The sequence below is a fragment of the Belnapia mucosa genome (genome assembly GCF_016775475.1).
Taxonomy (GTDB): domain Bacteria; phylum Pseudomonadota; class Alphaproteobacteria; order Acetobacterales; family Acetobacteraceae; genus Belnapia; species Belnapia mucosa.
In genome coordinates this window covers 174,031-186,889 of the sequence record NZ_JAEUXJ010000006.1, presented here as the reverse complement: position 1 = coordinate 186,889, position 12,859 = coordinate 174,031, and the positions used below count along the sequence as shown (strand labels likewise).

The following is a 12,859-nucleotide window of genomic DNA, read 5'->3' as shown; positions in this document are numbered from 1 at the left end:
TCCCGGCGAGGTCAGAGACGCGGCAGCGGCGGCGGACCCAGCAGGTCGGGCGGCGGCGGGGCCGGGGCGGCATCCGGCATCGAAGGCGGCGGCGGCGCCTCGGGCTCCGGCTGCGTGCGGCCAGCCGGCGATCCGGGGGCGGCGCGGCGTGGCGCATCGCTCCAGGGCACGGCCGGCGCCCCGGCCAGCGAGGGACGGGGCGGTGGTGCGGCCGGGATGGGCGGATCGCCGGGCGAAGCGGCGACAGGCCCCGCCGGCACCGCCCGAGGCGGCAACGGCGTGCGCGACTGCTCGCGGGAGGCGGCCAGGGCGGCGGAGATCGCATCCCGCACCTCGGGCGGCGGGCGTTCCGGCCGCGGTGGGATGCTGGCCAGGTTCGGCCGTGGCCGGTCCATCCCCGGCGGCGGCGGGCGGCCCGCATCGGCCTCGCCCGAGACGGTCCGGTAGATCTCGATGGGATTGACCTGCTTCGGGACGGAGCAGCCGGCCAGGGCGAAAGGCACCCAGGCCAACAGCCAGACCGCCCCCGATCGATGCCGCCGCATGCCGCTACCTCCTGCCGATTCAGCGTTACCGCGGAACGGCCGCAGGGGAAAGCGAGACAAGCGCCCCGACGGGGTTGGAGTGGCGACCCGCGAGCGCTAAATCATGAGGCATGGCCGACGACAAATTGCCCGAAACCGCTCCGTTCCGGTTGCCCGACCCCGCACTGGTCACCCGCACCATGTCGGAGGTGGCGGAGCGCGGGCAGCGAATCGTCAGCGACTTCCTGAAGCGCCAGCAGGAATCGGGTGGGCAATCCCCCGATCCGATGAATATCGGTGGCGCCTTCCTCGAGATGACGACCCGGCTGATGGCCAATCCGGCCCGGCTGGTCCAGGCGCAGCTCGGCTTCTGGCAGGACTACCTCACGCTCTGGCAGAACACCGCCCGGCGGATGCTGGGCGAGACGGCACAGCCGGTGATCGCCGAGGATCCGAAGGACCGCCGCTTCAAGGACGAGGCCTGGCGGGAGAACGAGGTCTTCGACTTCATCAAGCAGTCCTACCTGCTGAGCGCCCGCTACTTCCAGACCGTGGTCGGCAGCGTCGAAGGTCTGGACCAGAAATCGGCACAGAAGGTCGATTTCTATACCCGGCAATTCGTCGATGCCCTGAGCCCGTCCAACTTTCTCCTCACCAATCCCGAGGTGCTGCGGAAGACGGCGGAGACCGGCGGCGAGAACCTGCTGAAGGGCCTCTCCCACTTGCTGGCGGATCTGGAGCGGGGCCGCGGCCAGCTCCGCATCCGCATGACCGACGACAGTAAGTTCCAATTCGGCGAGAATATTGCGGTCACGCCGGGCAAGGTCGTCTACCAGAACGACCTGATGCAGCTGATCCAGTATGCGCCCGCGACCGAGACGGTGCTGAAGCGGCCGCTGGTGATCTTCCCGCCCTGGATCAACAAATTCTACATCCTCGACCTGCGGCCGAAGAATTCCTTCATCAAATGGGCGGTCGATCAGGGCCATACGGTCTTCGTCGTCTCCTGGGTGAACCCGGACGGTCACCTGGCCGAGAAGGGCTTCGACGACTACATGCGGGAGGGCGTCTATGCTGCCCTCGATGCGATCGAACAGGCGACCGGAGAGCGGCAGGTGAATGCCATCGGCTATTGCCTGGGCGGGACGCTGCTGGCGACGACGCTGGCGCATATGGCGGCCAAGCGCGACACCCGCATCAAGACCGCCACCTATTTCGTCACCATGACCGATTTCGAGGAGGCCGGTGAGCTCAGCGTATTCATCGACGAGGAGCAGCTCCGCGGCATCGAGGAGAAGATGCAGCAGCGCGGCTACCTCGAAGGCCGCGAGATGGCGACGACCTTCAATATGCTGCGGGCGAACGACCTGATCTGGTCCTTCGTCGTCAACAACTACCTGCTGGGGCAGGAGCCCTTCCCCTTCGACCTGCTCTACTGGAACGATGACAGCACCCGCATGCCGGCGCGCATGCACAGCTTCTACTTGCGCCGCATGTACCAGGCGAACGACCTGGTGAAGCCGGGCGGGATCGAGCTGCTGGGTGCCAAGATCGACCTGCGCAAAATCAAGGTGCCGAGCTACCTGATCTCGACGCGGGAGGACCATATCGCGCCCTGGAAATCGACCTACCGGGCGACGCAGATCTATGGCGGGCCGGTGCGCTTCGTCCTCGCTGCCTCCGGCCATATCGCCGGCATCGTGAACCCGCCGGGCAGCGGCAAATACAGCCATTGGGTCAATGAGACCCTGCCACCCGATCCCGAGGAGTGGTTCAGCGGTGCAACGGAGCTGGCCGGTTCCTGGTGGCCGGACTGGCAGCGCTGGGTGATAGGCCAGGACAAGGGCGCGAAGGACCAAGTGCCGGCCCGCATCCCGGGAACCGGCGCGCTGCCGGCGATCGAGGATGCGCCCGGCAGCTATGTGCGAATGATGGGGACCGACTAGGTCCCCAATTCCGTTCAAACCGGCGGTGGCTAATACCCGACGCCCATATTGCCGCCGAGGCCGAAGGTGGTGATCTGCGTCCCGCCAGTCTCGCCGGGGCGGCTGCCATTCCAGCCGCTTTCCGCATCCAGCCGCGCCACCTCCCGCGCCGCCAGCGCGGTGGCATTGGCAGCCTGCGGCAGGGGGCCGAGATTGCCGAGCCGGGCTACCGACCGCTCCCCGCCCGGACGGAAAAGCGGGGCCGGCAGCGCCGCCGCCGCTTGCGCCGGCCGCCCGGCTTGCAGGGCCCGCGCGGCGCCGAGCAGCCCGCGGATTACCGGCTCCGGTGGCGCGTCCTCGGCCACCCCCAGCGCATCGCGCAGCTCGGTCCGCGCCAGCAGCATGTCCCGCCGGATGCCATCCGGCACCGGCGCATAGCGCGTCTCGCGGCCCAGCGCCGCAACCGCATATTCCAGCTGGGCCGCCGCCCGCGCCGCCTCCCCAGGGCGGTCGGTCAGCCCGGCACCGCGATCGGCGAAGGCCGCGGCCGCGGCGTCGATGGCGGCGCGGCTGGGATCAGCCCGGCTCTGCACCAGGTCGAGGGGCGCCGCCGGGGGCGGCGCCTGGCGCATCTCCGCGCAACCGGCGAGCATCAGAATCGCCAGGCCGGCCCGGCGGATCACAGCCGGCGCCCCGAAGCCGGATCCCGCTGCCGGATCGCGTCGGTCGCCCCGACCGCCGCCACATTGGTCAGCGGCAGCACCGGCATCGCGGCGAGGCGCATGAGGGTCGCCTGCCCGCCTTGCGCGAAAAGCGTGGATGGTAGCGCCGCCTCGGCCGCGCCGGGCTGGCCGGAGCTGAGCGCGCGCGCCGCGGCATAGAGGGAGTTGATCACCGGCTGCGCCTCGGCGCCCGGCGGGATGCCGAGCGCGGCCCGCCATTCGGCCCGCGCCGCCACCATCTGGCTGATAATGGTGGGGGAGACGAAGGTGAGGCGCGGATTGGTCGGCATCTCCACCGCCAGCCATTCCATCTGCGCCACGGCCTGCGCCGCCTGGACCGGCCGGCCGGCCAGCAGCGCCGGGCTGGAGAAGGCAACGGAGGTATTGGCGACGGCGGAGCGGAGCGGGTCGCCAGCCCCGACTACCGCATCGGGTGGCAGGTTGGCGGTCTCCGGCGGCGGCAGGGTGCAGGCGCCGAAGGCCAAAAGGGCGGCGAGCGGCAGGGCAGCTTTGAACATCGTTGATCCCCCAGGGGGCGTTCTTTGGACGCGTGTTTCGGTCAGAGCTTGGCCCCGTCCCCCCCGGACGAGAGCTGGTTGTCCTGTTCGACGCGATAGAGCTCGCGCTCGGTCAGTGCCGTGGCGCTGCGGGTGCGTGGCAGGTCCGGCAGCTTGGCCAGCCGGGCGAGCGTCGCCCGCCCATCCGGGAAGGCGGGCCCGGTCAAGGCCTGCTCGGCCGCCATCGCATTGCCGAGCCGGAGCGCGCGCGAGGCGGCGAAGAGCCCATCGACCACGGCCTGGGGTGGCGCATCGCCAGCGATGCCGAGCGCGCCGCGCAACTCCCGCCGCGCCGCCTGGAGTTCCAGTCCGACGGTCGGGTTGAAATCCACCCAGCGCGGGCCAGTCGGAATCTCAGTGGCGAGGTATTCGACCTGCGCCGCCGCGCGGGCCGCCGCATCCGGCTGGTTGGAAAGGCTGCCCGGGCCGGCAAAGGCATAGGCGCTGCCGATCACCGCCGCGCGGGTCGGGTCGCCGATGCCGGTCACTGCATCCTGCGGCAGGGAGGCATAGGGTTGCGCCGGGCCGCACCCTGCGAGCGGCGCAAGGGCGATCAGGCCGAGGACCAGCAGAACACGCATGGTGTCACCTCCCGGCCACAATATGGCTCGGCCGGGCGGGCGAAACAATTGGCGGCCGGATGACCGCCGCGCAATGCGCCCTGCCTCAGTAGCATCCCGCGAGGCGGGCGCGGGTGCGGAGCAGGGCGAGCACGGTGCGGCAGGTCGGCGCCGGGCGATCCACCAGCTCAGCCAGCTCGACAATGACGCCGAGCAGCGCGTCGATCTCCATCGGCCGGCCGCGCTCCAGGTCCTGCAGCATGGAGGTCTTGTGCGCACCGACCTCGGCGCCGCCGGCGATGCGCTTGTCCACATCGATGGCGAAGCGCACGCCGAGCGCCTCGGCGATCCCCTGCGCCTCCAGCATCATAGCGCGGCAGACGGCGCGCAGCTCGCCCTCGCCGGTGATGACGTCGAGCGTCGCGCCGGTCAGCGCCGAGAGCGGGTTGAAGGCGAGGTTGCCCCAGAGCTTCACCCAGATCTCGTCGCGGATCTTCGGCCGCACGGGCGCCTTGAAGCCGGCCGCGACCAGCGCGGCGGACAAGGCCCCTGCCCGCTCCGAGCGGCTGCCATCCGGCTCGCCGAGGCTGAAGCGGTCGCCATAGGTGTGGTTGACGACGCCCGGCTCCGGCACGTCGGCCGCCGGGTAGATGATGCAGCCGAGGACGCGCGAGGGGTGCAGCGCCTCCCACAGCGCGCCGTCGGGATCGACGCTGGCGACGCGGCGGTCCTCATAGGGGCCGGGGAGCTTGTAGAAATACCACCAGGGAATGCCGTTGACGGCGGAGACGATGGTGGTCTCCGGCCCGAGCAGCGGCTGCATCTGCTGCGCGACGCCGGGCAGCGAATGCGCCTTCAGCGTGATCAGCACGTAGTCCTGCGGCCCCGCCTCCTCGGCGGTCGCGACGCAGCGCGGGCGGGTGATGCTCTCCTGCCCGTCGCTGATCAGCTTCAATCCATTCGCCTGCATGGCGGCGAGATGCGGGCCGCGGGCGATGACCGTGACCTCGGTCTCGCCCTTGGCAGCGAGCTTCGCGGCCATCAGCCCACCGATGGCGCCGGCGCCGTAGATGCAGATCTTCATGCGGTGATGCCCAGCTTCTCGGCGAGGCCGATGCGCATCAGCTTGCCTGTCGCGCCCTTCGGGATCTCCGGGAGGAAGACGACCTTGCGCGGCACCTTGAAGTCGGCGAGGTGCTTCGCCGCGAAGTCGCGCAGCTCGCGCTCGCTGCACTCCATCCCCTCGCGGAGTACGACGGCGGCGCCGACCTCCTCGCCGAGCATCGGGTGCGGGATGGAGAAGGTGAGCGCCTGGGCGACCGCCGGGTGTTCGGAGAGGATGCCGTCCACCTCGAGCGGGCTGACCTGCTCGCCGCCGCGCTTGATCAGCTCCTTCAGGCGGCCGGTGAGCATCAGGTAGCCATCCTCGTCGAGCATGCCCTGGTCGCCGGTGCGGAACCAGCCATTGGTGAAGGCCTTGGCATTGGCCTCCGGGTTGGCCTCATAGCCCTTGGTGACGTTGGGGCCGCGGATGACGACCTCGCCGATCTCGCCCTGCGGCAGGATGCTGCCGTCATCGGCCATGATGGCGACCTCGGGCCCCGCCGGCAGGCCGACCAGGCCGGGCTTCTGCGCCCGCGGCGGCAGCGGGTTGCTGCACATCTGGTGGCTGGCCTCAGTCATGCCATAGGCCTCGACGACCGGCGCGCTGAAGGCGGTGGCGAGGTCCCGCATCGCCTGGGCCGGCAGCGAGGCGGAGGAGGAGCGGAGGAAGCGCAGCGGGGCGCGGGCGATGATCTCCTTATTGCGCTCGGCGCGCTGCAGGATCGCCTGGTGCATGGTCGGCACCGCCGTGTACCAGGTCGGGCGCTCGGCATCGAGCCAGCCGAAGAAGCGCAGCGCGTTGAAGCCCGGCGTGCAGATGACGGAGGCGCCGGCGGCGAGCGAGGAGAGCGTCGCCGCGATCAGCCCGTGGATGTGGAAGAGCGGCATGACGTTGAGGCAGGCATCCTCCGGCGTCAGCTCCAGCGTGCGGGCGATGCTGCCGGCCGAGGCGGTGACGTTGGTGTGCGTCAGCGGCACGATCTTCGGCCGCGCGGTGGTGCCGGAGGTGTGCAGCACCAGCGCCACGTCATCGACCGCGGCGGGGCCGGGCTGTGCGGCGGCCGCGGCGCTGCCGCCGGCCAAGGTGAACTCGCCGGCCGCCTCCCCGGGGACGAGTTCCAGCACCGGGACGGAGAGACGCGCGGCCACCGCGCGGGCGGGCGTCTCCATCCCCTTCTGCACGACGAGGGCCTTGGCCTTGAGGTCCGTCAGGTAGAACTCGAATTCCTCGTCCTTGTAGGCAGGATTCAGCGGCGCGGTGGTGGCGGCGCCGGCGATGGCGACGAAGGCGGCGGCCATCTCGGGGCCGTTCGGCAGGACGATCGCCACGCGGTCGCCGCGGCCGATGCCCATGCCGTTGAGGCTGGCCAGCGTCCGCTCCGCCAGGGCACGGAGGCCGGCATAGCTCAGCGGCGGGCGCTCCGGGGCGCGGATGGCGGGCCGGTCGGCGGCCCCGGCCGCGAGGAGTTCGGCGAGGGTGCTGATGGCGGGCATGGGGGTGCTTCCTCCGGCGACTTCGGGCCTTTCTCTGCATCAGCGGCGGGCGGCGGGCAAGTGGGGCCGTGGCGGCGCTTTACACGCTTTTCGTTGATTTACCTCAATTTCCGCCGCAACCCAGGGGTCCTGACGCGGTTCCAGGACCGCAACGCTTTGCCAGGGAAACGAGAATGCCACCTGCTGGATGCTCCCGTCGTTCGCTGCTGCTCGGGGCCGGTGCGGCCGCCCTCGCCTCCCCCACACTGGCCCAGAGGGCCTGGGAACCGACGCGGCCGGTGCAGTTCATCGTCCCCGCCGGCACGGGCGGCGGCGCCGACCAGATGGCGCGGGTGATCCAGGGCATCGTCTCCAAGCACAAGCTGATGCGCCAGCCGATGGTCGTCGTGAACAAGGCCGGTGGCGCGGGGGCGGAGGGCTTCCTCGAGGCCAAGGGCGCGCGGGGCAACCCGCATATGATCGTCATCACCCTCTCCAACCTCTTCACCACGCCGATGGCGACCGGCGTGCCGTTCAACTGGCAGGACCTCACGCCGGTCGCCATGCTGGCGCTCGACGAGTTCGTGCTCTGGGTGAATGCGGAGTCGCCCTGGAAGACGGCCGCGGAGTTCATCGAGGCGGCGAAGCGGGAGCGCCTCAAGCTCGGCGGGACGGGGTCGAAGCAGGAGGACCAGATCATCGGCGTCGCCATCGGCAAGGCGACGGGGGCGACCCTCACCTATGTGCCCTATCGCGGCGGCGGCGAGGTGGCGGTGCAGCTCGTCGGCAAGCATGTCGATGCCACCGTCAACAACCCGATCGAGGCGGTGACGCATTGGCGCTCCGGCCCGCTCCGCCCGCTCTGCGTCTTCGACAGCCAGCGGCTCGCCAATACCGAGAAGATGACGGAGACGATGGCGTGGTCCGACATCCCGACCGCGAAGGAATCCGGCCTCGACGTGGAGTACCTGATGCTACGCGGCATCTTCATGCCGGCAGGCGTCCAGCCGGCGCAGCTCGCCTTCTACGAGGGGCTGCTCGAGCGCGTGCGCGAGACGCCGGACTGGCGCGAGCTGATGCAGCAGGGCGCCTTCAACACCACGAGCATGACAGGCGATGCCTTCCGCGCCTGGCTGACGAAGGAGGAGGCGCGGCACCGGACGCTGATGCAGGAAGCGGGGTTCCTGGCATGAGCCCCGAGCGCGGAGCGTCGATGGACAGTATGCGGGGGCTCCGCATGAGCATGGTGGAGGCCGGCACGGCGCTGGCCTTCGCGCTGGCGGGCCTGGCGGCGATCGGGGACAGCCTCAGGATCGGCACCGGCTGGGGGGCGGATGGGCCGCAATCCGGCACCTTCCCCTTCTGGATCGGGCTGATCCTCGTCGCGGCGAGCGCGGGGACGCTGGTGCAGGCGGTGCGCACCCGGGCGGAGAGCGGCCTCTTTGCCAGCTGGGGGCAGCTGCGGCTCGTGGCCTCGGTGCTGGTGCCGACGGCACTCTACGTCGCGGCGATTCCCTTCACCGGGATCTACGTCGCCTCCGCCACGCTGGTCGCCTGGTTCATGCACCGGCTGGGTGGCTTCGGCCGGGCGCGGTCGGCGGCGGCCGGCCTCGGCGTCGCCGTCACCTGCTTCCTCGTCTTCGAGATCTGGTTCCTCGTGCAGCTCCCCAAGGGACCGCTCGAGACCGCGCTGGGATACTGAATCATGGAAGAACTCGGCCTGCTGATGCAGGGCTTCGCCGTGGTGCTGGAGCCGCAGAACCTGCTGCTGATGCTGGTGGGTATCGCGCTCGGCGTGCTGATCGGCGTGCTGCCGGGCCTGGGCGGGGCGAACGGCATCGCCATCCTGCTGCCGCTGACCTTCGCCATGCCGCCGGTCTCGGCGATCATCATGCTCTCCTGCATCTATTGGGGCGCGTTGTTCGGCGGGGCCATCACCTCGATCCTGTTCAACATCCCGGGCGAGCCGTGGTCCGTCGCCACGACCTTCGACGGCTATCCGATGGCGCAGCAGGGCAAGGCCGCCGAGGCGCTGACGGCCGCCTTCACCAGCAGCTTCGTCGGCGCCTTCGTCGCCATCGTCATGATCACCTTCATCGCCCCGGTCATCGCCGGCTTCGCGCTGCGCTTCGGGCCGCCCGAATTCTTCGCGGTGATGTTCCTCTCCTTCGCCAGCTTCATCGGCATGAGCAAGGGACCGGCGCTGAAGACGGTCTGTGCCATGATGCTCGGCTTCCTGCTGGCGGCGGTCGGCATGGACACCGTCACCGGGCAGCTGCGCATGACCTTCGGCAGCACGGAGATGATCCGCGGCTTCGACTTCCTCGTCGCCGTCATCGGCCTCTTCGGCATCAGCGAGATCCTCTGCTCGATCGAGGACGGGCTGCGCTTCAAGGGCGAGCGGGCGAAGATCGATGCCAAGGTCGTGCTGAGGGTCTGGGCCAGCCTGCCGAAGCATTGGTGGCTGGCGCTGCGCTCCTCGCTCATAGGCTGCTGGATGGGCATCACCCCGGCCGGCGCCACGCCCGCGAGCTTCATGTCCTATGGCGTGGCGCGGCGCATGGCGAAGGACGGCGCGAGTTTCGGCAAGGGGCGGATCGAGGGCGTCATCGCGCCGGAGACGGCGGCGCATGCGGCCGGCACTTCGGCGCTGCTGCCGATGCTGACGCTCGGCGTGCCGGGCTCGCCGACGGCCGCCGTCCTGCTCGGCGGGCTCATCATGTGGGGCCTCCAGCCGGGGCCGATGCTCTTCGTCGAGCAGAAGGACTTCGTCTGGGGCCTTATCGCGTCCATGTATCTCGGCAACGTCGTCGGACTTTTGGTAGTGCTCGTTGCGGTGCCCTGGTTCGCAGCGATCCTGCGCGTGCCCTTCTCGATCATCGCGGCGATCATCCTCGTCGTCTGCGCGATCGGGGCCTTCACCGTCAGCAACGCCGAGTTCGACATCACGCTGATGCTGCTCTTCGGCGTCGTCGGCTATGTGCTGAAGAAGCTCGACTACCCGCTCGCGCCGCTGGTCCTCGCCCTGGTGCTGGGCGACCGGACGGAGGAGGCCTTCCGCCAGTCGCTGCTGATCAGCCAGGGGAGCCTCGGCGTGTTCTTCTCCAACTGGCTGGTCAGCACCATCATGGCGATGGGCTTCGCCCTGCTGCTCTGGCCGGTGGTGAGCTGGGCGCGAGGGCTGCTGCCGGGCCGCCGCATCCGCGGCCCGGCGACGGCCTGAAGCATTGTCAAGTCCGGCGCATATGTTGAACGACTCGGAAAATGCGACCGAAGAAAAAGCTAAGCCAATGTCGCCTGCACAGGTGACATTGGCTTAGCGCTGGGAGGCGCGGTGGCGTCCCGAGAGTTCCACGTAGTGCGGCGCCGTCTTGTCGAAGCCGGCCCGCTGCTCCACCGTCAGCACCCGGACCAGCTTGGCCGGGTTGCCCATCCAGAGCTCCAGCGCGCCGACGCGCTTGCCGGGCGGCAGGACGGAGCCGGCGGCGAGCACGCCGCCCTCCTCGATCACCGCCTCGTCCAGCACCGTCGCCCCCATGCCGACGAAGGCGCGGTTGCGCAGCGTGCAGGCATGAATGATGGCGGCATGACCGACCGTGACATCGTCGCCGATGTCGGTCGCCTGGGTGCCGGCATTCACATGGATGATCGTGCCGTCCTGGATGTTGCTGCCGGTGCCGATGCGGATCCAGTTGGTGTCGCCGCGCAGCACGCAGTGGTACCAGATATTCGATCGCGCCCCGACGGTGACGTCGCCGATCAGCGCCGCGGTCGGCGCCACCCAGGCGGCGGGATCGACCTGCGGCAGCTTGCCCTCGAAGGGGTAGAGCGGTCCTTGGCTCATAGGCGTCTCCTCTATTCGGCCGCGGCCGGCAGCCGGGTCTCGACCGGGATGCCGAGCATGAGGCCGATATTCTGCACCGCGGCGCCCGATGCGCCCTTGCCGAGATTGTCGAAGCGCGCCGTCAGCACCGCCTGGCCCAGCGCCTCGCTGCCATGGACGCGCAGTTCCAGCAGGTTGGTGTTGTTCAGCGCCTCCGGCTCCAGCTTCGCGCTGGCCGGCGCCACCGAGACATACTCGCTACCGGCATAGCGGGCCCGCAGCAGCGCCTCGAGATCGGCGGGCTTCGGCCGGCCAGCCAGGGTATCGAGATGCAGCGGGATGCTGACGATCATGCCCTGGCGGTAATCGGCCACCGAGGGGATGAAGATCGGCCGCCGCGTCAGCCCGGCATGCAGCTGAAGCTCCGGCACATGCTTGTGGTTCAGCGCTAAGCCATAGAGTTCGAAATCCGGCGCGCGCCCGGCTTCGTACTCCGCGATCATGGCGTTGCCGCCACCGGAATAGCCCGAGACGGCATTGACCGTCACCGGGTAGTCGGCCGGCATCACCCCGGCCTCGACCAGTGGCCGCAGCAGCAGGATCGCGCCGGTCGGGTAGCAGCCGGGATTGGAGACGCGTGGCGCCGCGGCGATCCGCGCCGCCTGGTCCGGCGTCAGCTCCGGCAGGCCATAGGCCCAGTCGGGATCGACCCGATGCGCCGTGCTGGCATCGACGATGCGGGGCGCGCGGTCGCCGAGTTCGGCGGCGAGCACCGCGCTCTCCTTCGCCGCATCATCGGGCAGGCAGAGCACGACGAGATCCACCTCGGCCATCAGCGCCTGGCGGGCGGCGGGATCCTTGCGGTGGGCGGGATCGATGGATCGGACCGAAAGCGCCGGCAGGATCGCCAGCCGCTCGCGGATCTGCAGGCCGGTCGTGCCGGCCTCGCCATCGATGAACACCGTCGGGATCTTCGCCATTCCCCTGGCTCCTTGCCTGGATGACAGTGCCGCCCAATGCGGCCCAAAAAGCAAGAGGGGCGGGCCCAGGCGGGCCCACCCCTCTCGTATAACAGCCATGTGGCTGGCGCCGACCGGCGCCCGCCCGATCAGCGCTTGCTGAACTGGAAGGAACGTCGTGCCTTGGCCTTGCCGTACTTCTTCCGCTCGACCACGCGCGGGTCGCGGGTCAGGAAGCCGGCCTTCTTCAGGATCGGCCGCAGCTCCGGCTCGTAGTGGGTCAGCGCCCGGCTGATGCCGTGCCGCACCGCACCGGCCTGGCCGGAGAGGCCACCACCGACCACGGTCGCGATCACGTCGAACTGCTGGTAGCGGTCTGCCACCAGGAAGGGCTGCGAGAGCAGCATCCGCAGCACGGGCCGGGCGAAATAGGTCACCACGGGCTTGCCGTTCACGGTCATCTCGCCCTTGCCGGGCTTCACCCAGACCCGGGCCACGGCATCCTTGCGGCGGCCAGTGGCATAGGCGCGGCCGAAGGCATCGCGCTTGGGTTCGCGCAGCGCCGGGGCCTCGGAGGCCACGGCGCCGGACTGCACCAGGGTCTTCAGGTCGGCGAGCGTGCCGGTCGTCTGCTCGCTCATCTCAGATCACCTTGTTCTTGCGGTTCATGGCGCCGACATCGAGCGTGACCGGCTGCTGGCCGGCATGCGGATGCTCCGGCCCGGCATAGACATGCAGATTGCCCATCTGGCGACGGCCGAGCGGGCCGCGGGTGATCATCCGCTCCACCGCCTTCTCGACCACGCGCTCGGGGTGCTTGCCCTCGAGCCGCTCCCGCACGGTGCGCTGCTTGATGCCGCCCGGATAGCCGGTGTGCCAGTAGAAGACGGATTGCTCGGCCTTCTGGCCGGTCACCCGCACCTTCTTCGCATTGATGACGATGACATGGTCCCCGCAATCGACATGCGGGGTGAATTGCGGCTTGTGCTTGCCACGGAGGCGATTGGCGATGATGGCGGCCAGGCGCCCGAGCACGAGGCCCTCGGCGTCCACCACCACCCAGCCTTTCTGGACCTCGGCCGGCTTCAGCGAGCGCGTCTGGGTCTGAAGTTGCATGATCTGGAACTTTGTCCGGTCTGGAAGAGGCGCGGTTTATGCCGGCCGATGCGCCGCAGGTCAAGGCCGAAGCAGGGTTTTTCAGCTGCGGTAGCA

The 12,859-nt window shown here is 69.7% G+C and carries 14 protein-coding genes; 4 read left to right on the top strand and 10 right to left on the bottom strand.

Translation table 11 applies throughout. From position 1 onward, the window contains the following. Positions 1-11: 11 nt before the first annotated feature. The gene (locus JMJ55_RS16235) at positions 12-545 is read right to left on the bottom strand and encodes a hypothetical protein (protein WP_202826627.1); all 534 of its coding nucleotides are present in this window, start codon (positions 543-545) and stop codon (positions 12-14) included. 110 nt (positions 546-655) lie between these two features. Between JMJ55_RS16235 and JMJ55_RS16230 the strand changes: the two genes are divergently transcribed. After that, complete coding sequence (locus JMJ55_RS16230; protein WP_202826626.1) at positions 656-2,470, top strand: PHA/PHB synthase family protein; 1,815 nt, start codon at positions 656-658, stop codon at positions 2,468-2,470. Between the two features lie 29 nt (positions 2,471-2,499). On the opposite strand, the gene JMJ55_RS16225 is transcribed toward JMJ55_RS16230, so the two are convergent. From JMJ55_RS16225 to JMJ55_RS16205, 5 genes are all read right to left on the bottom strand, one after another. Further along, positions 2,500-3,102 (bottom strand): hypothetical protein, encoded by a 603-nt coding sequence (locus JMJ55_RS16225; protein WP_202826625.1) that lies wholly within the window; start codon positions 3,100-3,102, stop codon positions 2,500-2,502. 26 nt (positions 3,103-3,128) lie between these two features. Further along, positions 3,129-3,689 (bottom strand): hypothetical protein, encoded by a 561-nt coding sequence (locus tag JMJ55_RS16220; RefSeq protein ID WP_202826624.1) that lies wholly within the window; start codon positions 3,687-3,689, stop codon positions 3,129-3,131. Between the two features lie 41 nt (positions 3,690-3,730). Then, positions 3,731-4,309: a hypothetical protein gene (locus JMJ55_RS16215; RefSeq protein ID WP_202826623.1), complete on the bottom strand. Its 579-nt coding sequence runs from the start codon at positions 4,307-4,309 to the stop codon at positions 3,731-3,733. Between the two features lie 85 nt (positions 4,310-4,394). Continuing rightward, positions 4,395-5,372 carry a 2-dehydropantoate 2-reductase gene (locus tag JMJ55_RS16210; RefSeq protein WP_202826622.1) on the bottom strand — a complete coding sequence of 326 codons (978 nt, stop codon included), beginning with the start codon at positions 5,370-5,372 and terminating at the stop codon, positions 4,395-4,397. Beyond that, positions 5,369-6,886 carry an acyl--CoA ligase gene (locus tag JMJ55_RS16205; protein ID WP_202826621.1) on the bottom strand — a complete coding sequence of 506 codons (1,518 nt, stop codon included), beginning with the start codon at positions 6,884-6,886 and terminating at the stop codon, positions 5,369-5,371. The genes JMJ55_RS16210 and JMJ55_RS16205 overlap by 4 nt, the downstream gene beginning before the upstream one ends. 173 nt (positions 6,887-7,059) lie before the next feature. On the opposite strand from JMJ55_RS16205, the gene JMJ55_RS16200 reads away from it, so the two are divergent. From JMJ55_RS16200 to JMJ55_RS16190, 3 genes are read left to right on the top strand one after another with little or no spacing between them, the layout of a single operon-like run. Further along, a complete protein-coding gene (locus tag JMJ55_RS16200) occupies positions 7,060-8,058 on the top strand; it encodes a Bug family tripartite tricarboxylate transporter substrate binding protein (RefSeq protein WP_202826620.1) in 999 nt (332 codons plus the stop codon). Between the two features lie 20 nt (positions 8,059-8,078). Then, on the top strand, positions 8,079-8,567 hold the full coding sequence (locus JMJ55_RS16195; RefSeq protein WP_202826619.1) for a tripartite tricarboxylate transporter TctB family protein: 489 nt from the start codon (positions 8,079-8,081) through the stop codon (positions 8,565-8,567). A 3-nt stretch (positions 8,568-8,570) separates the two neighbouring features. Next, positions 8,571-10,088, top strand: a complete 1,518-nt coding sequence (locus tag JMJ55_RS16190; protein WP_202826618.1) for a tripartite tricarboxylate transporter permease — start codon at positions 8,571-8,573, stop codon at positions 10,086-10,088. Positions 10,089-10,181: 93 nt separating this feature from the next. Here the strand turns inward: JMJ55_RS16190 and JMJ55_RS16185 are convergent, their stop codons facing one another. The 4 genes from JMJ55_RS16185 to rplM all read right to left on the bottom strand — a co-directional run bounded on the left by JMJ55_RS16185 (position 10,182) and on the right by rplM (position 12,763). Continuing rightward, positions 10,182-10,709 (bottom strand): gamma carbonic anhydrase family protein, encoded by a 528-nt coding sequence (locus tag JMJ55_RS16185; protein WP_202826617.1) that lies wholly within the window; start codon positions 10,707-10,709, stop codon positions 10,182-10,184. Positions 10,710-10,720: 11 nt separating this feature from the next. After that, entirely contained in the window at positions 10,721-11,668 is a 948-nt protein-coding gene (gene argC, locus JMJ55_RS16180; protein WP_202826616.1) for an N-acetyl-gamma-glutamyl-phosphate reductase, read from the bottom strand. A gap of 128 nt (positions 11,669-11,796) precedes the next feature. Beyond that, entirely contained in the window at positions 11,797-12,288 is a 492-nt protein-coding gene (rpsI, locus tag JMJ55_RS16175) for a 30S ribosomal protein S9 (RefSeq protein WP_202826615.1), read from the bottom strand. Position 12,289: 1 nt separating this feature from the next. Then, the gene (gene rplM, locus JMJ55_RS16170; protein ID WP_202826614.1) at positions 12,290-12,763 is read right to left on the bottom strand and encodes a 50S ribosomal protein L13; all 474 of its coding nucleotides are present in this window, start codon (positions 12,761-12,763) and stop codon (positions 12,290-12,292) included. Positions 12,764-12,859: the final 96 nt, after the last annotated feature.